Below are 22412 nucleotides of genomic sequence, written 5' to 3' on the forward strand. Positions count from 1 at the left end.
CGTCACCTCATCCGAAACTTTTGCTATTTAACGTCAATTACATTTGGATCCGCATGATTTCTTGATAGGCTTCTATTACTTTATTCCGAACTTGATTCGTTAACTGCAAACTGAGTAGAGCTTGTTCGGAAGCAATCATCACCTGATCCACATTAACATTTCCTTTAACAAACTCTGTTGACATGACATGAGCATTTTTTTCTTGCTGTGCCACCTGCCCGATTGCATCTTCTAAATAGGAAGAAAATTGCTTTATAGTATCTGAGGGGGTTGTTTTATTTTGTAAACTAATATTTGAAGGAGTTTGTAATGCAGATGTTTGAAACATAGTGTTCTCTATCACGAATGTCCCTCCTAAAGTCATAAATCTATATGTACTAGTACTTCTTATTTATTTTCCAATCTCTAGTGCTTTCATAACCATCGCTTTTGAAGCATTGAGAGCTGTAACATTTGCTTCATATGATCTTGAGGCTCCCATTAAATCTACCATTTCTTTTGTTATATCCACGTTTGGCATATATACATACCCCTCAGCGTTTGCATCTGGGTGAGTAGGATTATAAACAGGTTTGAGCGGTGCCGTATCTTCTTGTATTGATGAAGCTATTACACCTTGTTGAACCGATTTACCTTCCATTTGTGCCTGAAGCATATCTTTAAAACTAGATTTGCTTGTTTCTAGAACTACCATTTTTCGTTTATATGGAACTGCTTCTCCATTTTCTACCGTTGCTCTAGTTGTCTCTGCATTAGCGATATTGGATGAAATTACATCCATACGAAGACGCTGAGCGGTTAGAGCAGAAGAACTAATATTAAAGCTACTGCTAATATTCATTAATTTCTATCTCCCTTCTGCCGCAATACGCATCATTTTGATTTGTTCATTGACCTGCTGGATATAGGCATTGTAACGAAGCTGATTTTCAGCCAAAAGACTCATTTCTTTATCCACATCGACATTATTATCATTATTACTCATTGTCGTGTTGTTATCTGTCGAGATTTGTGCGGTTGGGATTTTCATTGAAGGACCTATAGGAATATGCTTTTCATTCGTTAATTTTCCACTCAATGTATTTACATTTCCTTTCATTTCATTTTGCAAAAGTTCTTCAAACTGCACTTCTGACCGTTTAAAATAAGGAGTATCACTATTAGCAATGTTGTTAGTAATCGCACCTTGTCTAACATTTGCAGCATCTATTCCTGCTTGAAGCGTCTTAAAACTTACATCATTTAGAAGATTAATAACAGTTACCTCCCTTCCAAATTAATTATTCTGACTTTTAAAAACATAAGACCTATACCGACTCTCATTCGACAAATATGGCATTCTTTAGTTTCATTCCTAGGTCTTTAGTAGAATTAAGAAGTTATTTGTCATATAACATAAGTTTCTTCGAGTTGGGCATTTATTACAATAAGAAAAAAGCCCTATCTTTTAGTTATAACAAGGACTTTTTGAGGATAAAACGCAAGAAATCTACATTGGAATGAAAATCCAGTCCTATAAAACGTTCTGTTTTTTCATAAAACATTCATATTTAATGTTAGATTAATGACAAGCATATTCATTCAATATGATGACATTGAACCATTCTGAGTATCGACAAACCGCATTTATTGTCATTTTATTGTTTTCATTTTCCTTAACAATTCTTATTCAATTACATTCATTGCATCAAAACGCAATAAAAGTATAAAAAATGCCCTTTAGAGGAGCCAATCCCCTAAAGAGCATTTTTCTTACAAAATATATTGACTAAGATCTCGATCTTTCGCAATCTCACCAAGCTTCTCTTTTACATATTCTGGTGTTATAAGCATCTTATCCAGTGTAAGTTCAGGTGCTTCAAAAGATAGATCTTCTAACAATTTTTCTAAGATGGTGTGGAGTCTTCTGGCTCCGATATTTTCCGTACTTTGATTTACTGCTTCCGCAATATTCGCAATTTCACGAATTGCTTCTGGAGAAAATTCAATTTCGATGTCTTCTGTTAAGAGCAAATCAGTGTATTGTTTCGTCAAAGCATTTTTAGGTTCTGTCAAAATGGAAACAAAATCATCGAGTGTTAAGCTATTCAGCTCAACTCGAATTGGGAAACGTCCCTGCAGCTCTGGAATTAGATCGGAAGGTTTGGATACATGAAATGCTCCTGCTGCAATAAACAAGATGTAATCCGTCTTCACAGGGCCGTATTTGGTCATTATCGTCGATCCTTCCACAATAGGAAGAATATCCCTCTGTACGCCCTCACGGGACACGTCAGGCCCCGATCCGCGGCCCTGACTAGCTACTTTATCAATCTCATCAATAAAGATGATACCAGACTGCTCAGCACGTTTGATCGATTCCTGTGTAACATCATCCATATCAATGAGTTTGCTGGCTTCTTCTTGAATCAGTACCTTACGAGCTTCTTTAATACTCAGCTTACGCTTCTTGGTACGTTTCGGTAAAAAATTCCCAAACATTTCTTGCATATTCATTCCCATCTGGTCATTTCCTTGACCAGCAAACATGTCGAACATGTTAGGAGCTGTATCCTCTACATCGATCTCGATCACAGTATTTTCAAGCTGACCAGATAGCAGTTCGAATTTCACTTTGCGTCTACGCTCCGAAATGGAGGCTTCTTGTGCAGGGTCTTCTTCCTCATCCGTCTGATTATGATTACCAAAAATCATTTCAAACGGATTTTTTTGATTTTTGGATTTATTTGCAGCCGGGACGAGAAGATGTACAATTCGCTCATTTGCATTTTCTTCTGCTTTGTCTTTTACCTTTTCCGTTTTTTCGAGTTTAACTATACGAATGGAAGTCTCAATCAAATCCCGAACCATTGACTCAACATCACGCCCGACATACCCGACTTCCGTAAATTTAGTTGCCTCTACTTTCACGAAAGGAGCACCTACAAGTTTAGCTAGTCTTCTTGCAATTTCCGTTTTACCTACACCTGTGGGTCCGATCATCAAAATGTTTTTAGGTACAATTTCATCTTGAGCGTGCTCAGGGAGTCTACTGCGGCGGTATCTATTTCGGAGGGCAACTGCAACCGATTTCTTCGCTTGCTTCTGGCCCACGATATATTTGTCCAATTCAACAACAATTTGCCTAGGGGTTAAAGCTTCGTTAATCATTATCTTCCCTCCCGGTAATTTGATCTTTTATTAAGTAGTTTACAACTCTTCCACAATAATATTACTGTTTGTATACACACAGATTTCAGAAGCAACAAGCAATGCTTCACGGGCCATGTCTTTGGCTTCCAAATGAGCTGCATTTCTTTTCATAGCTCTAGCCGCAGACAAAGCATAATTTCCACCTGAGCCAATAGCGAGGAGATCATCATCTGGCTCAATTATCTCTCCACCACCGGAAATCAACAGCATGCCTGTTTTGTCCATCACGATCATTAGTGCTTCAAGCTTGCGAAGCACGCGATCTTGACGCCAATCTTTAGCAAGTTCCACGGCTGCACGCTGAAGATTCCCATGATGTTCTTCCAGCTTACCCTCGAACTTTTCGAAAAGAGTGATCGCATCTGCAACAGATCCTGCAAAACCGGCCACAACTTGCCCTCGGTATAGTCTACGAACTTTTTTCGCTGTGTTTTTCATTACTACAGATTCTCCCATTGTTACCTGCCCATCACCAGCAATCGCTGCTTTTCCGTTATGACGTACGGCACAAATCGTAGTTGCATGAAATGTGGTTTGCATCATGAAACCTCCTCTTCATCTAGTGTAAAAAGCCCGGCATGTCAGAAAAAGACTTGCCGGGCGTTCAAGCTTGCCTATCCTTCGTTTACAGGGGATAGTCCTTTTTCTTCTTTAAAACGTTGGATACTTTCTAAAGCACGATTCGCGAGTGCCTCATTCTTTTCCTTCTTATTGCGTATCTTTTTTTCAAGTCCTGGAAGCAAACCAAAGTTTGCATTCATCGGTTGGAAATGCTTGAAATCGGCAGTTGTAATATAGTGTGCCATACTTCCTAGTGTACTCTCTTCTGGAAGTACAAACAAATCTTGATCTTGTGCAAGATTTGCTGCATTCATACCGGCAATAAGACCAGATGCAGCTGATTCGACGTAACCTTCAACACCTGTCATTTGTCCAGCGAAGAACAAATTAGGACGAGATTTGAACTGATACGTTGGCTCAAGCAATTTAGGAGAATTGATAAATGTATTCCGGTGCATCACACCATATCGCACAAACTCAGCATTCTCAAGACCAGGGATCATTTGGAATACTCTTTTTTGTTCTCCCCACTTCAGATGTGTCTGGAATCCTACTAGATTATATAGAGTACCCGCAGCATTGTCCTGACGTAGCTGAACGACAGCATAAGGCAATTCTCCTGTATGAGGATTCACTAAACCTACTGGTTTCATTGGACCAAACAGAGCTGTCTGTTTGCCGCGTTTCATCATAACTTCAATAGGCATGCAGCCTTCAAAGTAAATTTCTTTTTCGAATTCTTTAAGTTCAGCAACTTCTGCGGAAATCAGTGCATCGTAGAAACGATTGAATTCTTCTTCATTCATCGGACAGTTAAGGTAAGCGGCCTCACCCTTGTCATATCTAGAGGCAAGATATACTTTGCTCATGTCAATGGAGTCTTTCTCCACAATCGGTGCAGCAGCATCATAGAAATAAAAATACTCTTCACCCATAAGTTCCTTAATCTGTGAAGACAATGCAGGAGAAGTTAGAGGTCCTGTCGCAATAACAACGATCCCGTCCGCTGGAATTTCTTGCAACTCCTCATTAACAACCTCAACCAAAGGATGCTCATGAAGCTTACGTGTAATTTCTCCAGAAAAGCCATCCCGGTCCACTGCGAGAGCTCCTCCAGCTGGCACTGCATGACGGTCAGCTGAACCAATCACGAGCGAGTCCATCATTCTCATTTCTTCTTTCAGTACGCCTACCGCATTCGTCAGTCCGTTTGCACGCAATGAATTACTGCATACGAGTTCAGCAAATTGGTTTGTATGATGTGCAGGTGTTTTGACAACAGGGCGCATCTCATAGAGTTTTACAGGTACACCTCTTTGAGCGATTTGCCATGCTGCTTCACTTCCTGCGAGACCTGCTCCAATTACCGTTACTTGTTGTGTTGTTTCGTTCATCATTTATCCCCCTCACTGCTGACAGCACATTTATCTTAAAAATCTCGTATGCTGGCAGCAGTCCGGCACTACCGGTTTCATCTATATCATGTAAATTTTTTAAATTTCAACTGATTCTTCATCTGTTTCTTCAAGTAACTCTGTGTGATCGCACACTGTACATTTCAACTTCGTTCCTTGCTTATTCCGCTTCTCAACCATGAGGGAAGAACAGCTCGGACAAGGCTTCGCAGAAGGTTTATCCCAAGATACAAAATCACATTCAGGATAACGATCACATCCAAAGAATATACGACCTTTTTTACTTCTGCGCTCGACTACATGTCCTTCCTTACAGGTAGGACAAACGATCCCTGTATCTTTAATGATTGGTTTCGTATTCCGACAATCTGGAAAACCAGAGCAGGCTAAAAATTTACCGAAACGGCCGAGTTTATATACAAGCGGCTTACCGCATTTTTCACAAATTTCATCGGAAACCTCATCTTCAATCTCGATTTCCTTCATCTCTTCCTCTGCAACTTCAAGACGTTTTTCAAAGGAACCGTAAAACTGACCCAGTACTCTCACCCAATCCTCTGAACCTTCTTCCACATGGTCGAGATCTTCTTCCATATGTGCGGTAAACTCCACGTTCAGAATTTCTGGGAAGAATTGTTCCATTTGTTCTATGACAAGTTCGCCGAGTTCTGTTGGCATAAATTTCTTTTCTTCAATAGCAACGTAACCACGTTTTTGGATCGTTTCTAGTGTAGGTGCATACGTACTTGGACGTCCTATTCCCAGTTCCTCAAGTGTTTTGACAAGACGTGCCTCTGTATAGCGCGGTGGAGGCTGAGTGAAATGCTGTTTAGGTTCAATTTCCTGTTTCCCTAACGCATCTCCACTTTTGAGTGGTGGAAGCAGCTTATCCTCTTCCGTAGTACCGTCGTCATTACCTTCAACATAAACTTTCATAAATCCAGGGAAACGAACCTTAGATCCAGTAGCACGGAAAGTCGCATCTCCAGCCGTAATATCCACAGACAAGGTATCAAGGATCGCCGAAGACATTTGGCTTGCTACAAAACGTTCCCAGATCAGTTTATACAAACGGAATTGATCTCTGCTTGTAAATGCTTTCACCGATTCCGGATCCCTTAGTATTGAGGTAGGGCGGATAGCTTCATGCGCTTCCTGAGCGTTTGCCGCTTTTTTGGAATACTGACGGAACGATTCTGGAGCAAAAGAGTCACCATATTTTTGAACAATATAATCTTTTGCTTCTTCTTGAGCCGATGTTGCAATACGAGTTGAGTCAGTACGCATATAAGTAATTAAACCTACCGTGCCTTCTTTACCAAGATCTACACCCTCGTATAACTGCTGAGCAACCGACATGGTTTTCGCAGCACGAAAGTTGAGTTTACGAGCGGCTTCTTGCTGTAATGAACTTGTTGTAAAAGGAGCCGATGGATTACGAGTCCGTTCTTTCTCTTTTACTTCTTTGACTGTAAAATCTTCATTCTCAATTTGCTTAAGTATAGAGTTTACTTGCTCTTCATTCGTAAGTTCCGTTTTGGTTCCGTTCCACTGATGAAACTTAGCCTCCATTGGGCTGCCATCTGCATCGAGTTTTGCTGTAATACTCCAGTATTCTTCTGGAATAAATTCGTCAATTTCATTCTCACGATCAAGAATAATCTTAACTGCAACGGATTGTACACGGCCCGCTGACAACCCTTTTTTTACTTTTTTCCACAGCAAAGGACTGATTTTGTAACCCACCAGTCGATCAAGAATACGTCTTGCTTGCTGTGCATTCACTAGGTCCATATTTATTTTACGCGGTGTTTTAAAAGCGTCCTTCACCGCTTGTTTGGTAATTTCATTAAAGACAACTCGGCAACTTTCAGTCTGATCTAGATCGAGTGCATGAGCAAGATGCCAAGCAATCGCTTCCCCTTCACGATCGGGGTCAGCTGCGAGATAAACTTTTTTCACTTTTTTTGACGCGTCCTTTAGTTCTTTCAGTACAGAACCTTTTCCGCGGATGGTAATATATTTAGGGTTAAAATCATTTTCCACTTCTACGCCAATCTGACTTTTTGGCAAATCGCGAACGTGCCCCATCGAAGCTTTGACGATATATTTACTTCCTAGATATTTCCCTATCGTCTTGGCTTTCGAAGGAGACTCCACGATGACGAGTGAATCCGCCATAGGTTCATCCTCCTCTCACAATATAGCCTGCATGCCCCTATGGCGAAATCATAGTAATATTTGCGCCAAAGGGATCTATATTAACTTGTATATAGCTCCAGGTAATTGCATAATCTGCTTTTTTATGATTAAAGATAACAGAACTGAATGCAAATGTCCAAAATCAAGATGAAGCCTGTCCACAAAATCGTCTAATGTCATTGGACCCGCTTCAAGTAAATCATATACTTTTCTTTCATCTTCAGTGAGCTGTGGAATCAACTCTCGATCCGAAGCAGAAGCTTGTAGTTCATCATTCATTTGCGCAATACGATCCGTATCCGTTTCAGATGAACCTATGAAATTTACATATTCATCTGTAATATCTTCTACCCTAGTAACAAGCGCAGCCCCTTGTTTAATCAGATTAAGTGTTCCATGACTTTTGGGAGATGTAATAGGTCCGGGTACTGCAAACACATCACGACCTGCTTCCAAAGCAGCATCAGCAGTAATCAATGACCCGCTACGCAGGTCAGCTTCAACTACAAGCGTGCCTAAACTAAGCCCTGCTATAATTCGATTCCTTTCAGGGAAAAGCCCTGGTCTTGGTTTGCGGTGTATCGGATATTCGGATACTAACAATCCAGTAGAAGCAATACGGCTTGCTAGAGCAGTGTTCTCAGCAGGATAAATATGCGAAAGGCCTGCACCCAATACCGCGATAGTTAACCCATCGGCTCTAATGGCAGCATCATGACAAACGCTATCAATCCCCCGCGCGAGACCACTTACAATCGCATAGCCAGCTTTGCAGAGCTGAGAAGCGAACACCTCGCCTACTTTTTTCCCGTAACCAGTAGGCACTCGAGTCCCAACCATAGCAATAGAAGGTTTATGAAGTAGATTGATATCTCCCTTTGTATACAAAACCCAAGGAGGGTCTGCTGTTTCCTTCAATAATATAGGATACTCTTTATCCAAATAGGTTACAAATTCGACACGTTCCTTAAGGAGCAGTTCAAGTCTCTCATAAATCCATGATTCATGGAAGTACTCTTTCATCATAGATGCTCTTTCTGCCGTAAGTCCGGAATGAATCCAGTCCTGAGTTTCGTATTTTAGCATGTCCGATAATAAATTTCCACTCGCCAGCAATCGTGCGATTGTTTTCCTGCCTATTCCGTCCATTTCATGAAGCCCAAATAAGATCAGTCTGTCTTCCATCATACTTCTCCCTTTCTACACAGAAATACAATTACCAGATATAAAAATACAAAAAGCAACCCTTCTGCCGACATATAATCGACAAAAAGGTTGCTTACCTTCACACTGAAATCAAGTTGAATTCAGCGTTATTATATAGAAGAAAAAATTTTTAACAAGACTCCACAACGAAGCTTGCAGAACTTTTCAAATCATATTAATGAGTTGTGCAAAGGTTAAGAATGCCGCGATCTTCGAGAACACTTACGAGTGTTGAACCCATCTCAGAAGGCGTTGGAGATACACGAATACCGCAAGATTCAAGTTTAGCAATCTTCTCTTTCGCTGTACCTTTACCACCAGAGATAATAGCCCCAGCATGTCCCATACGTTTCCCTGGAGGGGCTGTAACACCACCAATGAAACCAACGACAGGTTTCGTCATATTATCACGAATCCATTCCGCTGCTTCTTCCTCAGCAGTACCTCCAATTTCACCGATCATAATGACCGCATGTGTGTTAGGGTCTTCATTGAAACGGGACAAGATATCAATAAATTCAGATCCCTTAACAGGGTCTCCACCAATACCTACCGCTGAAGATTGACCAATACCACGAGTTGTGAGCTGATGAACGGCCTCATAAGTCAAGGTACCGCTTCGAGATACTACGCCTACATGACCTGGCATATGAATATAACCTGGCATAATACCAATCTTACATTCGCCTGGAGTAATGACGCCTGGACAGTTTGGACCGATTAAAACCGTATCCTTACCTTCCATATAACGTTTCACTTTGATCATGTCTAATACCGGAATTCCTTCAGTAATACAGATAACAAGATCAAGTTCAGCATCCACAGCTTCCATAATGGAATCTGCAGCAAAAGCAGGTGGTACATAAATAACACTAGCTGTTGCGCCTGTTGCTTCTTTAGCTTCATTTACTGTGTTGAACACGGGAAGTTTTACAACACTCCCATTTTCGAGTTCAATATCAACAGTAGTGCCGCCTTTACCTGGAGTCACTCCGCCTACCATTTGAGTGCCATAATCCAGTGCACCTTTTGCATGAAACTTTGCAGTAGCACCCGTGATACCTTGCGTAATCACTTTTGTATCTTTATTTACCAAAATACTCACGATCGTTCACATCCCCTACGGTTATTTTCAAGTGTTCGGGTATCCCCGAAAAGGAATGAATTATTTCACGAGGGCAACGATTTTTTGTGCACCGTCTGCCATCGAATCCGCTGCTACGATGTTAAGACCGGACTCTGACAAAATCTTTTTGCCAAGATCAACATTCGTACCTTCTAATCTTACAACGAGCGGTTTGGTAAGTCCGAGCTGTTTAGCTGCTTCTACTACGCCATCCGCAATAACGTCGCAACGCATAATACCGCCAAAGATATTAACAAAAATACCTTCCACTTTTGCGTCAGACAAAATGATTTTAAAGGCTTCCGTTACTTTTTCTGTTGTAGCACCGCCGCCAACATCTAGGAAGTTAGCAGGGTCCCCGCCATAATACTTAATAATGTCCATCGTTGCCATAGCAAGACCTGCACCATTAACCATACAGCCGATGTTTCCATCAAGAGCTATGTAGCTAAGATCATACTTGGATGCTTCAATTTCTTTCTCATCTTCTTCATCCAGATCACGAAGCTCCTGAATATCTTTATGACGATAAAGAGCATTGGAATCAAAGTTCAACTTGGCATCTAATGCCATAACGTTACCATCGCCTGTTACGACAAGTGGGTTAATTTCTGCAATGGAACAATCTTTATCAACGAAAGCTTCGTACAGAGCAAGCATGAATTTAGCTGCTTTGTTTACAAGCTCGTTAGGAATGTTAATTGCATAAGCCAATCTGCGGGCTTGGAACACCTGGAACCCTACAGCTGGGTCAATGATTTCTTTGAAAATTTTCTCCGGAGTAGCTTCTGCTACTTCTTCGATTTCTGTACCGCCTTCTTCGGAAGCCATCATAACAACTCGTCCCGTTGCACGGTCCACGACAACTCCAACATAATACTCTTTGCGAATATCGCAACCTTCTTCAATAAGAAGTCTTTTCACTTCTTTGCCTTCTGGTCCTGTTTGGTGCGTTACGAGCACTTTCCCAAGAATTTCAGACGCATATTCACGAACTTCATCACTATTTTTGGCTACTTTTACGCCGCCTGCTTTACCACGTCCACCTGCATGGATCTGTGCTTTAACTACAGTCACCGGGCTTCCCAGAGACTCAGCGGCAGCTACCGCTTCCTCTACTGTGTAAGCTACTTTTCCGTTTGGAACGGCAACTCCGTACTGTTTAAGTACTTCTTTTCCTTGATATTCATGGATATTCATTCTCGAATCCTCCTATCAACATGACTGCAACAAGGCGGGCTAATTTGTCATATTTCCTTATAAACCCACATCATTGTAACATGTTTTTAAAACGCTTACCTTAAAAATTCAGCTTTAAACGAGTGTATTTTGATATCGGTATCATTCCAAATAAAGAATGTTTGGTTAATAATGGAAAAACCTTCTATTCTCGATTACTAGAGAAATAGAAGGTTTTTATTCGATATACATTGCCTTTATCTAAGCTTATTTATTAATTTTTTTATGCTTCTCTTCAACATTATTTTCGTGAACCTGTGTTAACAGTCCTGAAAATTGATCTAATAACGATCTAAATTGATGATCATCAAGGCAAGTCTCATTTCTCATGGCATTTGGAATGTGAATTGCTTCATTATGAAGCATTTTCCCTTGCTCAGTTAACGATACAAGTACCTTTCGTTCATCATGGACGGAACGTTCCCGGTGAATAAGACCTGCCGTTTGCATTCTTTTGAGCAGCGGAGTAAGTGTTCCCGAATCCAGATAGAGCGCATCTCCAATCTCCTTCACTGTACATTCTTCTCGCTCCCAAAGCACCATGAGCACCAAATACTGGGAATAAGTGACGCCAAGTTTGTCTAAATATGGCTGATAAAGCTTCGTTATTTCTCTCGAACAAGCATATATAGCAAAACAAAGCTGGTTCTCCAGCTTTAACTCTTCATGAATTTTCATAAATGATTCCACCTGCTTCCTGGCATTCAAGTCATGTTGGATTTATCTATATAGTGACAAAAACAACCCACTCTTTACTCTTATATTATCATAGCAAATATAAAAAACCATATTTAATTACAAATCATTTAATTACATGACAGATTTATTTTTATAAATTATATTGTATACAATAGATATAACATAAAACATAAATAATCGACTATATAATTTGAAGATTGACACATTGAAGCGTCGTTGTATACAATTCTCTTGCAAGCAGATATTTTCATCCTCCTAGTTATTTAATTCTAAATTTTATATAAATATGTTCATCTTGAAAATGAGGAAGCACCTTTTTTCATGTTTATTCACTCATTCACTGTAATGAGAATAACGGAAATGAGGTGTTTTTATATGTATGGAAAACTATATGGAGCTTGTTTATACGGTATTGATGGCGTATTAATTGAAGTAGAAACCGATTTATCTAATGGATTACCCCAAACATCGATAATCGGACTTCCCGATTCTGCTATCCGAGAAGCTGTGGAACGGGTTCGAGCAGCTATCAAAAATTGTGGTTTTCAGTATCCTTTACAGCGAATTACGATCAACCTTGCACCCGCCGATCTACGTAAAGAAGGATCTTCTTTCGATCTTGCCATTGCACTAGCGGTTTTATCTACAAGTGAGCAGATTATACTCCCCGCAGACAAAAAGACGCTGTTCTTAGGTGAACTTGCTTTAGATGGAAGCTTGCGTTCGGTACCCGGCATACTCAGTATGGTTGATCTTGCTCGCAGACAAGGATTTGATTCCGTTGTCGTTCCTACCGAGAATGTGGCAGAAGGGTCCTTTATAAAAGGGATTGAAGTCTATGGTCTCCGCCATTTAGGAGATTTAATTCCTGCAGCTTTCGCAGAATCTAATTCATCCGTCCCCAAGGGTAAAATACATATAAAAGATTTCTCTCATCTATCCATAAAATCCGCCGAGTTAATAGATAAATCCCAGCTGGACACCTATATTTCGGAAGATTATATCGATGTTCTTGGACAACAGCATGTCAAAAGAGCACTCACGATCGCTGCAGCTGGCATGCATAATATTATGCTCGTGGGACCTCCTGGTACAGGGAAAACGATGCTAATTAAACGTCTGCCCACCATTTTGCCCCCGCTAACTGACCAGGAATCACTTGAAGTTACCAAGATACTCAGCGCCGCTGGTAAATTGAAAGATGAGCTAAGTGGACTCGCAACTGTTCGTCCATTCCGTTCCCCTCACCACACCATCTCAAGCGGAGGACTCATTGGAGGAGGAACCATTCCAAAACCAGGAGAAGTCAGTCTCGCACATCGTGGAATCCTGTTTCTCGATGAACTGCCCGAGTTTAACCGCCAGGTCCTTGAAGTCCTACGGCAACCACTGGAGGATCGGCAAGTGACGCTTAGTCGTGCCCGTGCTGCGTTTACATTCCCTGCCCATTTTATGCTGGCGGCTTCTATGAATCCATGTCCTTGCGGGTATGCTGGTAATGATCCTAGACAACAACGATGTACTTGTACACCACATAAAATCGCTGCCTACCGCGCTAAAATTTCAGGTCCACTACTAGACAGAATTGATCTGCAAGTCGAAGTCCCCCGTCCCAAAGAAGGACTGGAGGTAAAACTCACTTCCTCTTCTGCAGAACTACAAGAGCAAGTGCTTGCAGCACAGAAAATTCAAGAAGAGCGGTACAAGGGACTACCTATATCCTGGAACAGTGAACTGTCGGGTAGTTTGCTTCGCCGGACGGCTATTCTAGATAAACCTGCGGCAGATATGCTTCATCAAACGATTGATGCACTGGGACTTAGTATGAGATCTTATGATCGAATTCTCAAGATGGCTCGTACGATCGCTGATCTCGCAGGGGCTGAGCAGATGACAACACTCCATGTAGCAGAGGCGATTCAATATCGGAATCTGGATGTCAGGTCGGTGGCAGTGCAGGAGTATGATTGAAAGGGACTCTAGTAGGAAATGGAGGACAACATATAACCCGTCACCTTAACCGGATCGGGTTTATTTCATTTGCAATGATTGAATAACTTAACCGCGAGTCTCTTTAGTTATGAAACCTTGATCCAATAAGCTTGTCCTACATTTTCCCAATATGATGTAGATACTAGTCTCTTGGATAATCCATTCTCATAATATCCATGAAAGGTACTTTATATAGTCCTTCCTGAGACTGAATATGTACTTTACCTGTACGTGAATCCATCGTCACGATCTGGCCTCGTACCGTTTCTTCCCAACCCCATATCGTAAGCTCCACGAATGATTCCTCTTGATAAGCTTCTGTCAACTGGTTCCCTAATTCTTCAAGTACAAATTCATCTCTTGTTGGTCGCTTTGGTACTTTTGATTTTGCCATGATGATATCCTCCTAACATTTGGTCCTATATTTTAAATGTTGTTGATTTAGTGACTTACATTAAAGATTTTATTATATCGTATATCCTCTATTCGTAGTATCTATTTAATCAAATCCTCCCTGTTTTCATCATATCCTCATATCCAGACTTATTTCCCGTTACGACTTACCCCACTGTTTCTACGATCTCCATCCACGATTAAATTTTCGAAGATCATCCAAAGCTTGGTCCATATCATATTTATTCAATAAATCTGCGATCTCGACATATTCGACAACCCCGAACCTTGCTCTGTAAAAAGCCAATTTTTCAATTCTATAAGTTTGAGCTTCTAACTGATTTAATAAATAATAGGCGACTAACTCTGCAGCCTCTTTCCAGTTGTAGCCTGGTTTCTTGTTTGTTTTGACGTCATACAGTGTATCTCCCATAATAAAATCAGCAGATGCCCCGCCTACCTGTCTCCTGCCCTCATCAAACACGGGATGATACTTAATAGGAAAGCCCTCTTGATATGGAAAATGAGTTTCGAAGATGTGCCGTAGTAGCTTTAGATCATCCACTACATCCGGCATTGGTGGATAGATAAATTGCTTAACAAATTCAGTTGGACTTGTGAAAGTAGAATGTACACCAAGCCGGTATATCGTATCAAGTTTACTACACATAAAAATCCCATGAATCAGATCGTCTTCCAAAACATCCTCACCACGTATAAAGGCCTTCCAATTGTCGTTAAAATGAGTAAAGAGATCCGTAAGCTCCTCCATAACAGGGACATCTGAAAAGAACTCATGAATCACTTCATAACCTCTTCTTGCAAGTGGGTTTAGTGCTTCAATAGGAGAATCCCGATTTTTTCTTGCTAACATTGCGCAGGTAAGATACTGAAACGCCACTCGAACTAATCCCGATACATAGCTGGTGAAATTCACATCTGCTAATATCACTTTATTTTTAAAAGGAGGGATATCAATATTATATGATCTAAAATCAGCTGCTTTCGGCGTAACTTTCCGAATCATTTCTTGAAACACCTTATTGGTTTGGATAAGCGAGGTTAAGCTCAACAATGTCACCTCAAATCGACGAATACTTCTAAGCACAAAAGTTTGATCTACAAACAGCATCGTACAAGGCTCCATTCAATTATAGCACAAATGTTCGCATATTATATTATAGAAAACCTCATTTCACAAGAAATAAAACTCTATAGTAATAATCAAAATAAAAAAGAAGTTCTGGGTGACATACCTAGTCAGCAGAACTTCTTCGTAATTCGTAATATAATACCTATTGAGTTTGTGAAATACATAAAATACTTAACAATATTTATTCAAAAACAGTCAATTTCTCAGCTGCTGGCGTCCGTTCTTGTGGCTTAGGCACTACGTCGGGATAACCAATATAGAGCATGCCTACAATTTTCTCACCTGGAACAATACCGAGTGCTTCTCTAAACTTAGGTCCGTACAAGAAAGGTTTTGTTACCCAGAATGTACCTACTTCTTCTGCCCATGCTGCTAACATAAAGTTTTGGACAAGTGCACTGGTTGCTGCAAAATCTTCATCCCAGATCGCTTGTCTCGGATCTTCTTTCATAACTACTAGCATAATCGTCGGCACATTCAGAACGCTGGTCACAAACTTGTTGTCTTCCCCCATTTCGGCTGCAATAGCTTCCGATAACTTTTGACGGCCTTCTTCCCGGAAAAGTAAAAATCTCCACGGCTCGCGCAGCTTGTGATTTGGTGCCCATACGGCTGTATCTAAAAGCTCCGTAATTTTTTCTACAGGTACAGGTTGTTCCTGAAATTTCTTGATTGTACGTCTTCCACGAATAACATCCTTGATATCAGGGTGCTTGGCAACTTGTAAAGGTGTATCGCTCATCTGTATTTCCTCCTCAAATAAGTATCCGATATTATGGACTTCCATAAGTTACTATAGATAATGATAATCTTTATCATTTGAAAACTCTGTTCCTAGCATACCTTGGCAATGCTTGTAAAGTCAATTCATCACAATAGAAAAAGTCCAGAACCGTAGTTATTCACCTACAGATGGTCTGGACTATCCATTTATTATATGTGTTGATGTCAACTTATTTTATTATTAAAAAGCATTCACTATATGTTCAATATGCAACGGTTCACAGGACCAATTCCCTGCTTGTAGCAAAACCCCAATCACATCGAACCGAATCTGCTTATTACCGAGATGACGCTCCTGAAGGTATACCGCCGCAGTGTGACGAACCTGATTTATTTTGCGATAGTTAACCGATTCAAGAGGAGTCCCATATTGATGTGAGCCTGTTCGACTTCTCACTTCTACAAAAATATATACATCATCACATTCGGCAATGATATCTACTTCTCCGCTCCGGCATCTCCAATTCGTATCCACAATTCGGTATCCTGCCTCTTTTAAAAATACGATTGCGGCTTCTTCGCCTGCTTTTCCTTTTGCTTTGCGCGTATCCTTGAGTTCCGTTTTACGAGATGTAGATCCTACAGGAATCTGATCGTTATTCATAGAAACTCCTCTCTACTTGAAAAGGGGGCCTCTTTCGCTTTTTGCTCTGTCTGATAAACAAATGTTAGTACTTCAGCAACCAATTGATAAAGTTCAGGAGGAATTTGCGTATCCAGATCCAACTTGGATAGTACTTCAACGAGTGCCGAATCCTCCTGAATCGGTACGCCATGTTCCATTGCTTTTTCTAGTATGGAATCTGCTAAAGTTCCGCTGCCTTTCGCTACGATGATTGGCGCTTCAGATTCTCCTGGTGCATATTTTAAGGCTACCGCTTTTTTTCGCTCTTGTTGTGTTGAGTCTTCCTTGTTCATACCCGCATATCCACCCCTTTGTAAGTGTCGGGTACATAAGAAGCGAGTATCTGCTTAGCGCTTGGCACGGATTCTTGTGTATGATGTGAGGATTCTCTTGTTATCACTTCAGAACGATAGACGGACAGTTGGTATCCTGTACTTTCTAGTAGAGTTCCAATTTGAGCACGTCCATTTTCGAAAATGCGAGCTGACAGCTCATTGTCAGTACGAATATGTAGACTGATTACTTTACCTACAACCTGCATATCGATCAATGTAGGACCGAGCTGTTTCATGTTCAGATCAAACCAAATTCGGCAATTCGAAGCATCCAGTTCACCGCGCGGTCCGCGCCGAGACTGAATCTGGACATTTGCCGTCATTTGACCGTCTGCCCCGCTCATTGGGATGAACCAATTCATCTGAGCAAAAGGGGCAGTCCGGTCCGTGTTCATCAGCAGCTGATGCCCTGTAAGCAATTGCACGAGTTGTCCGGCTGTCTCTTTGAGGGCCGGCGGAAGCTCTGCTGTTGCCTCCACCTGCATCAGCAGGCCCTTCAGCGTGTCCGCACGCTCTGCTGCGGCCGCCTCCAGATGCGCGGGAGCTAACAGCGTCCCGCGCACCACCTGCTGCTCGTGCTCGGCACCGAGCAGCTTCAGCACACGCCCCACCCACGAGTCTTCACTCGTGGGTGCTTGCGTAATGGGTGCTGGCTGCGCATCAGCACCCGATCCCTGCTGCGGTGTGCCTGGCACCGCAGCTGCTTTGCTGGCCGAGTTTTCACTGGCCAGCGGTGTCTGCGTCGCTGCTTGCAGCTCGCGCAGCAGGTTTGCCACACGCTGGGCCAATTCAGGCCCAGCCGCAGCCGCTGAGCGCGCAGGAAGCTGCTCAGCTCCCCAGGCATCTACTCCTATTGAAGATGCCTGGATGCCAGATCGCCCTACTTCTCCCTCTCGGTTCTTCATATTTGCCTGTGCGGATTGATCCAGCTGTTCATTCCCTCTACTTGATGCAACCCCCTTTGCAGCCTGTTCCTGTCTTTCTACCCCATCCGCTGTAGCTGCCAACGTCAAGGTGCCGCTAAGTTTAGTTGCGTTTTCCTGTGTATGTATCTTATCAGCTCCAATAAGAGCTCCATTGCCGCTGCCCTTACCTATATTACCTGTTATCTCTTCCTGTTCTCCCGAAACCATACTATGGGCCGTAGTAAGCGTAACGTCATCTGTTTTCTTCATTGTCACTCCGGGCATGGTCATTGCAATATCTACCTTTGCCTGGGGTGGTATTGTCTTCCCTTCCATGCTGGGACCCGTATGGCTCTGACTTACCCCAGTGGCATTAGTGGTTCCTTTTTTCCCCTCTGACAGCTGGGCATTCCCTCGTAAATTCTCATCTTGCATCGCAGGATTTCCTTGTATTTGAGAAGTCCAACTTGGCAGTCGATTTCCGCTATTCGTCTCGTCCGATTTCGTTGCATTTCCCAATAGAGATGAATCAGTAAACAATTTTTGCAACAATCCATCGAGATCGGACATCAGTTGATCCAGAGGAGGACCATATAAAGCCATGTGCAGACCACTCACAGTTGTCCCCGTCATAGGAAGTCCCCTTTGCATCGCAAGACTTGCTGAGTTAACCCATTCACTTACCTCTATATTCTCTGGTTTCGCCGTCATGATGTTTTGCACACTTTTTACGTTTTCTTTTGTAAGCTGAATTCCACTCTGCTGCATAGCGATGAGCAGTTGCCTGTTCTCCTTCGTATCATTTAGCTTAAGCGAACTAAGAAGGTCTGTCATTGTGCCAGACGACGTAGAAGCTAGTGTCCCTTCATAAGGTTTCATCACAATCATACCTTCTTTATTGGGAGAACCTACTTGAAGCAAAGCAGTATCCCCTGCTTTCAAAGGAGTATCTAGTGCAGCACGTACTTGAACACCCTTAATTTGAAGTACTGCTTCCTTTTGGTCCGCAGATACCTGTACAACGTTTGCCCGTACCACTTGGCCTTCCTTTAATTCAAGTTGCTTTGAGCCGCTGGCTGCCTTCGAATCACCTAACAGTCCACGCAATGTTTGACCTATATTCATGGGAATACTTCCCCTTTCATTCCATTCTTTCCACTGACTCTGTCATACTTTATACTTTTTTATCGGTTATGTGTCTGTAACACTGAAGAATGAAGAACATATCGTGTTTATGGACTCCTTATGCATCTACGTATTCCTTCCGGAGTTCTCATCTTGACGACTTTTGTATCATCCTTTTCCTATGCACTTAATTAAGAAAAAAGATAACTTCGGTATGATCCAAAGTTACCTTTATTTAAGCAAGTGGTTTGTTCAGTTACGTTCAGCGAGGTTCAGTTAAAATAACGTTGGCTGTTCTTGCTCACCCAAAATTTTTCCGAGAAAACTACGACGATGCATTGGGGTAGCACCGAAAGCCAGCAATTGTTCTCTATGAAACTTCGTTGCATATCCCTTATGTACGGCAATCCCGTATTCCGGATACATTTCATCCCATATTTCTTTGCACATCCGGTCTCTCGTAACTTTAGCTATAATGGAAGCCGCACCAATGGATTGACTGTTTGCATCGCCTTTAATAATTGACAGTTGGGGAATAGGAAGGTCTACTGTTTCTGCATCCACTAGCAAGTGATCAGGTGCTACGGAGAGCAGTTGTACTGCCTTTTTCATAGCGAGCCGGGAAGCTTGTCTAATGTTAATCCGATCAATAGTTTCTACATCACATATGCCGACACCAACGGCGACTGCCTCTTTCATGATGATGTCGTACAGGGCATCCCGCTTTTTATCGGTTAGCTTCTTGGAGTCATTAACGCCATCAAGGATAAGCCCTTTGGGTAAAATCACAGCAGCAGCAACCACATCACCAAACAAACAGCCTCTTCCGACCTCATCAATACCGGCAATATATTCAGCTCCGCTTTCCCAGGCTTCTCGTTCATATAGGAGCATATCTATCGTTTTTTTATCTTCTGCTACGCAATCTAGCATCTCAAACTCATTTTCTTTCAAAGTATATCTTCCCCCTCACGGAATAACTCGGTAACAGTTATCATAGCATATGTAACCTTCTACGAGAACCTTATCTACTTACCTGTTTTCTGTAAAAAGGAGGGTACAAAAAAAGTCCCTGCTATGTGTGCAGAGACTTTTTTCGTATTTCATTTCAACATCCGTCATGTTAATACTATTAATATGGAGCTTCTAGACTGAAACGTCCCAACTTGCCAGCTCTCAGTTCTCTTAGCATCATGGATGAAGCTTTCTCGAGATCTACTCGTCCGCCACTCACAATCGCACCACGTTTACGTCCAATCGCTTCCATAATAGCTACAATCTCGTCAGGATTATCAATATCTTTTGGTTTTTCTTGAAGTCCATAACGTTCCTGCATCGCTGGCCAATAAAACTGAACAAGATATTTAATTGCAAAAAAAGCAATATCTTCAATATTCAGGATCTCTTCTTTAATTGCCCCTGTTACTGCTAGGCGGTATCCTACATTCTGATCCTCAAACTTAGGCCAGAGAATACCCGGAGTATCCAAAAGCTCGATTTCCCTATTTGCTACCTTAATCCATTGCTGCGCCTTCGTTACACCGGGTTTATCTCCCGTTGCTGCAATGTTCCGGCCTGCCATTCGGTTAATGAGGGTCGATTTTCCTACGTTCGGAATACCAACGATCAAAGCCCGTATCGGTCTTGGATTAATACCTTTTGCAATCTGTCTATCGATCTTATCTTTGAACAAAAATTTGGCTGTTGCGGGAATCTCTTTAACTCCCGTGCCTGTATTCGCATCAATAGCAAGGGCAGTATGCCCTTCTTCCTTGAAGTACTTGATCCACTCTTCTGTAACTTCTGGATCAGCGAGATCCGCTTTATTCAGCAAAATCATCCGAGGCTTACCTTGCAGTATTTCATCTATCATTGGATTACGGCTGGATACCGGCAAACGCGCATCAATCAGCTCGATTACCACATCAATCAGTTTCAATTTATCCTGAATCTGACGACGGGCTCTTGTCATATGTCCTGGAAACCATTGTATTGCCAAGTTCATTCACCTTCTTTTAAACAGCATTTTACGAAAACATAATTCAGATTCATTCTTAGTGGTTAATCCACTCAATATCTTTAATTGGCCAGAAGATTACGTCAGCTCTACCTACAACATCTTCAAGCGGTACGTATCCAATCATCCGACTATCTGTACTATTACCGCGGTTGTCACCCATCGCAAAAATCATTCCTTCCGGAACTTTTCCATCCGGGAAAAATTCATTCGGGAAGTTATACGTATTGTACTGACCACCGTTCGCCTCTGCTTCTTCTATTGCTTCTTTCAAATAAGGTTCGTCTACGACTTGTCCATTTACCTTCACCGTATCTCCACTTACTTCAACGGTATCGCCCCCAACGGCAATAACCCGTTTAATAAAATCTCGATTCTCTGAAGGAACATGGAATACGACGACCTCGCCTCGTTTTGGCTCTCTAATATCATACAAGATCTGATTCACAATCACTCTTTCACCTGTATGAAAATTCGGTTGCATGGAAGGTCCATCCACAATAAAAGGTTTAAACAAGAAGAAACGAATAATGAACACCAGCACCAAGGCAATCGCAATGGCTTTAACCCATTCCCAAACCTCATTTTTCACTTTCTTCGATTTAGAATCCCCATCTTCTGGTGTATTCAATCGTCCATTTTGTACATCCTGCTCCATAGCTCGTTCTCATCCTTCCATGTCATCAAAATGACGCATTTAACGAATTTATGTATGACTCCATTTCCTTATTAAAAGGTTACCCATTCTAGTAAAGGAAACATCATCCACCGAGGAAACAATTGCCCCTCAAGCTATTGTAAGAGAAATATGTACCGGATACAACTTTCCCCTTAGTCTCATTTTTTAGGATATCCTATTATACCCGTCTAGAGATGCCCCGAAAGAATAAATAAAGTAAAAAAAGCAAAAAGGGCTTGTTTCCAAGCCCTTTCCGTTATTCGTTATATTAACGAATTTCTTTAATTCTCGCTGCTTTACCGCGAAGTTCACGAAGATAATAAAGCTTCGCACGACGCACTTTACCACGGCGAGCCACTTCGAGTTTATCGATTTTTGGGGAATGAAGCGGGAAAGTTCTTTCCACACCTACACCGTAAGAAATTTTACGAACTGTAAAAGTCTCACTGATTCCGCCACCACGGCGTTTAATTACTACACCTTCAAACAACTGGATACGTTCACGAGTTCCCTCGATAACCTTAACGTGCACTTTTACAGTGTCACCAGGACGAAAGTTCGGCAAATCAGTACGAAGTTGTTCTTGTGTAATCGCTTGGACGATATTCATCTATGACTCCCTCCTTCCGTACAGGTGTTCATGTCTCTTCCGGATAATCTTCATTGTTATCCATCATCATCCACAGCGGACCACCGTATTCCACACAACAGAAAAATTATAACATGTAGAACCGATACATTGCAAGCATTCTTTTCAATTTAGTT

General features: G+C 41.7%; 22 protein-coding genes. 1 reads left to right on the forward strand and 21 read right to left on the reverse strand.

Annotated features, from left to right (window positions below):
• Positions 1–37: 37 nt before the first annotated feature.
• The 11 genes from fliE to KFT32_RS04760 form a co-directional block, all read right to left on the reverse strand.
• Positions 38–343 carry a flagellar hook-basal body complex protein FliE gene (fliE, locus tag KFT32_RS04710; protein ID WP_211745951.1) on the reverse strand — a complete coding sequence of 102 codons (306 nt, stop codon included), beginning with the start codon at positions 341–343 and terminating at the stop codon, positions 38–40.
• A 48-nt stretch (positions 344–391) separates the two neighbouring features.
• The gene (flgC, locus tag KFT32_RS04715; protein ID WP_211745952.1) at positions 392–841 is read right to left on the reverse strand and encodes a flagellar basal body rod protein FlgC; all 450 of its coding nucleotides are present in this window, start codon (positions 839–841) and stop codon (positions 392–394) included.
• A gap of 6 nt (positions 842–847) precedes the next feature.
• A complete protein-coding gene (gene flgB / locus KFT32_RS04720) occupies positions 848–1255 on the reverse strand; it encodes a flagellar basal body rod protein FlgB (RefSeq protein WP_211746032.1) in 408 nt (135 codons plus the stop codon).
• A gap of 497 nt (positions 1256–1752) precedes the next feature.
• On the reverse strand, positions 1753–3150 hold the full coding sequence (gene hslU, locus KFT32_RS04725; RefSeq protein WP_211745953.1) for an ATP-dependent protease ATPase subunit HslU: 1398 nt from the start codon (positions 3148–3150) through the stop codon (positions 1753–1755).
• A 39-nt stretch (positions 3151–3189) separates the two neighbouring features.
• A complete protein-coding gene (gene hslV, locus KFT32_RS04730) occupies positions 3190–3732 on the reverse strand; it encodes an ATP-dependent protease subunit HslV (RefSeq protein ID WP_211746033.1) in 543 nt (180 codons plus the stop codon).
• A gap of 74 nt (positions 3733–3806) precedes the next feature.
• Positions 3807–5147 carry an FADH(2)-oxidizing methylenetetrahydrofolate--tRNA-(uracil(54)-C(5))-methyltransferase TrmFO gene (trmFO, locus tag KFT32_RS04735; protein WP_211746034.1) on the reverse strand — a complete coding sequence of 447 codons (1341 nt, stop codon included), beginning with the start codon at positions 5145–5147 and terminating at the stop codon, positions 3807–3809.
• Positions 5148–5246: 99 nt separating this feature from the next.
• The gene (topA, locus tag KFT32_RS04740) at positions 5247–7349 is read right to left on the reverse strand and encodes a type I DNA topoisomerase (RefSeq protein ID WP_211745954.1); all 2103 of its coding nucleotides are present in this window, start codon (positions 7347–7349) and stop codon (positions 5247–5249) included.
• A gap of 75 nt (positions 7350–7424) precedes the next feature.
• Positions 7425–8555, reverse strand: coding sequence for a DNA-processing protein DprA (dprA, locus tag KFT32_RS04745; protein ID WP_211746035.1), 1131 nt, complete (start codon positions 8553–8555; stop codon positions 7425–7427).
• 196 nt (positions 8556–8751) lie between these two features.
• Positions 8752–9681, reverse strand: a complete 930-nt coding sequence (sucD, locus tag KFT32_RS04750) for a succinate--CoA ligase subunit alpha (RefSeq protein ID WP_211745955.1) — start codon at positions 9679–9681, stop codon at positions 8752–8754.
• Between the two features lie 60 nt (positions 9682–9741).
• Positions 9742–10902 carry an ADP-forming succinate--CoA ligase subunit beta gene (sucC, locus tag KFT32_RS04755; RefSeq protein WP_211745956.1) on the reverse strand — a complete coding sequence of 387 codons (1161 nt, stop codon included), beginning with the start codon at positions 10900–10902 and terminating at the stop codon, positions 9742–9744.
• 246 nt (positions 10903–11148) lie between these two features.
• Positions 11149–11619, reverse strand: coding sequence for a MarR family winged helix-turn-helix transcriptional regulator (locus tag KFT32_RS04760; RefSeq protein WP_211745957.1), 471 nt, complete (start codon positions 11617–11619; stop codon positions 11149–11151).
• Positions 11620–12015: 396 nt separating this feature from the next.
• On the opposite strand from KFT32_RS04760, the gene KFT32_RS04765 reads away from it, so the two are divergent.
• Positions 12016–13611, forward strand: coding sequence for a YifB family Mg chelatase-like AAA ATPase (locus tag KFT32_RS04765; RefSeq protein ID WP_211745958.1), 1596 nt, complete (start codon positions 12016–12018; stop codon positions 13609–13611).
• Between the two features lie 163 nt (positions 13612–13774).
• Here the strand turns inward: KFT32_RS04765 and KFT32_RS04770 are convergent, their stop codons facing one another.
• From KFT32_RS04770 to rplS, 10 genes are all read right to left on the reverse strand, one after another.
• Positions 13775–14026, reverse strand: coding sequence for a YolD-like family protein (locus KFT32_RS04770; RefSeq protein WP_211745959.1), 252 nt, complete (start codon positions 14024–14026; stop codon positions 13775–13777).
• A 180-nt stretch (positions 14027–14206) separates the two neighbouring features.
• A complete protein-coding gene (locus KFT32_RS04775; RefSeq protein WP_211745960.1) occupies positions 14207–15157 on the reverse strand; it encodes a hypothetical protein in 951 nt (316 codons plus the stop codon).
• 202 nt (positions 15158–15359) lie between these two features.
• Complete coding sequence (locus KFT32_RS04780) at positions 15360–15920, reverse strand: nitroreductase family protein (protein ID WP_211745961.1); 561 nt, start codon at positions 15918–15920, stop codon at positions 15360–15362.
• A 222-nt stretch (positions 15921–16142) separates the two neighbouring features.
• Entirely contained in the window at positions 16143–16565 is a 423-nt protein-coding gene (locus KFT32_RS04785; protein ID WP_211745962.1) for a YraN family protein, read from the reverse strand.
• Positions 16562–16879 (reverse strand): EscU/YscU/HrcU family type III secretion system export apparatus switch protein, encoded by a 318-nt coding sequence (locus KFT32_RS04790; protein ID WP_211745963.1) that lies wholly within the window; start codon positions 16877–16879, stop codon positions 16562–16564. The genes KFT32_RS04785 and KFT32_RS04790 overlap by 4 nt, the downstream gene beginning before the upstream one ends.
• On the reverse strand, positions 16876–18951 hold the full coding sequence (locus KFT32_RS04795) for a flagellar hook-length control protein FliK (RefSeq protein WP_211745964.1): 2076 nt from the start codon (positions 18949–18951) through the stop codon (positions 16876–16878). Before KFT32_RS04795 ends, KFT32_RS04790 begins: the two co-directional genes overlap by 4 nt.
• A gap of 276 nt (positions 18952–19227) precedes the next feature.
• Complete coding sequence (locus KFT32_RS04800) at positions 19228–19884, reverse strand: ribonuclease HII (protein ID WP_211746036.1); 657 nt, start codon at positions 19882–19884, stop codon at positions 19228–19230.
• Positions 19885–20083: 199 nt separating this feature from the next.
• On the reverse strand, positions 20084–20950 hold the full coding sequence (gene ylqF / locus KFT32_RS04805; protein ID WP_211745965.1) for a ribosome biogenesis GTPase YlqF: 867 nt from the start codon (positions 20948–20950) through the stop codon (positions 20084–20086).
• Between the two features lie 55 nt (positions 20951–21005).
• Complete coding sequence (lepB, locus tag KFT32_RS04810) at positions 21006–21626, reverse strand: signal peptidase I (protein ID WP_211745966.1); 621 nt, start codon at positions 21624–21626, stop codon at positions 21006–21008.
• Between the two features lie 289 nt (positions 21627–21915).
• Positions 21916–22257, reverse strand: coding sequence for a 50S ribosomal protein L19 (gene rplS / locus KFT32_RS04815; protein WP_211745967.1), 342 nt, complete (start codon positions 22255–22257; stop codon positions 21916–21918).
• Positions 22258–22412 lie beyond the last annotated feature (155 nt).

Origin of the sequence: Paenibacillus sp. Marseille-Q4541, assembly GCF_018310695.1 — a bacterium.
Taxonomy (GTDB): Bacteria; Bacillota; Bacilli; order Paenibacillales; family Paenibacillaceae; genus Paenibacillus.

What these genes read in the sequence shown, in the direction of transcription:
- KFT32_RS04790 (WP_211745963.1), bottom strand. Translation starts at nt 16,879, where the DNA reads ATGAACAAGGAAGACTCAACACAACAAGAGCGAAAAAAAGCGGTAGCC.
- KFT32_RS04780 (WP_211745961.1), bottom strand. Translation starts at nt 15,920, where the DNA reads ATGAGCGATACACCTTTACAAGTTGCCAAGCACCCTGATATCAAGGAT.
- sucC (WP_211745956.1), bottom strand. Translation starts at nt 10,902, where the DNA reads ATGAATATCCATGAATATCAAGGAAAAGAAGTACTTAAACAGTACGGA.
- trmFO (WP_211746034.1), bottom strand. Translation starts at nt 5,147, where the DNA reads ATGAACGAAACAACACAACAAGTAACGGTAATTGGAGCAGGTCTCGCA.
- KFT32_RS04760 (WP_211745957.1), bottom strand. Translation starts at nt 11,619, where the DNA reads ATGAAAATTCATGAAGAGTTAAAGCTGGAGAACCAGCTTTGTTTTGCT.
- flgC (WP_211745952.1), bottom strand. Translation starts at nt 841, where the DNA reads ATGAATATTAGCAGTAGCTTTAATATTAGTTCTTCTGCTCTAACCGCT.
- hslV (WP_211746033.1), bottom strand. Translation starts at nt 3,732, where the DNA reads ATGCAAACCACATTTCATGCAACTACGATTTGTGCCGTACGTCATAAC.
- KFT32_RS04785 (WP_211745962.1), bottom strand. Translation starts at nt 16,565, where the DNA reads ATGAATAACGATCAGATTCCTGTAGGATCTACATCTCGTAAAACGGAA.
- dprA (WP_211746035.1), bottom strand. Translation starts at nt 8,555, where the DNA reads ATGGAAGACAGACTGATCTTATTTGGGCTTCATGAAATGGACGGAATA.
- KFT32_RS04775 (WP_211745960.1), bottom strand. Translation starts at nt 15,157, where the DNA reads ATGCTGTTTGTAGATCAAACTTTTGTGCTTAGAAGTATTCGTCGATTT.
- KFT32_RS04770 (WP_211745959.1), bottom strand. Translation starts at nt 14,026, where the DNA reads ATGGCAAAATCAAAAGTACCAAAGCGACCAACAAGAGATGAATTTGTA.
- KFT32_RS04765 (WP_211745958.1), top strand. Translation starts at nt 12,016, where the DNA reads ATGTATGGAAAACTATATGGAGCTTGTTTATACGGTATTGATGGCGTA.
- KFT32_RS04800 (WP_211746036.1), bottom strand. Translation starts at nt 19,884, where the DNA reads ATGCTAGATTGCGTAGCAGAAGATAAAAAAACGATAGATATGCTCCTA.
- hslU (WP_211745953.1), bottom strand. Translation starts at nt 3,150, where the DNA reads ATGATTAACGAAGCTTTAACCCCTAGGCAAATTGTTGTTGAATTGGAC.
- lepB (WP_211745966.1), bottom strand. Translation starts at nt 21,626, where the DNA reads ATGGAGCAGGATGTACAAAATGGACGATTGAATACACCAGAAGATGGG.
- KFT32_RS04795 (WP_211745964.1), bottom strand. Translation starts at nt 18,951, where the DNA reads ATGAATATAGGTCAAACATTGCGTGGACTGTTAGGTGATTCGAAGGCA.
- topA (WP_211745954.1), bottom strand. Translation starts at nt 7,349, where the DNA reads ATGGCGGATTCACTCGTCATCGTGGAGTCTCCTTCGAAAGCCAAGACG.
- rplS (WP_211745967.1), bottom strand. Translation starts at nt 22,257, where the DNA reads ATGAATATCGTCCAAGCGATTACACAAGAACAACTTCGTACTGATTTG.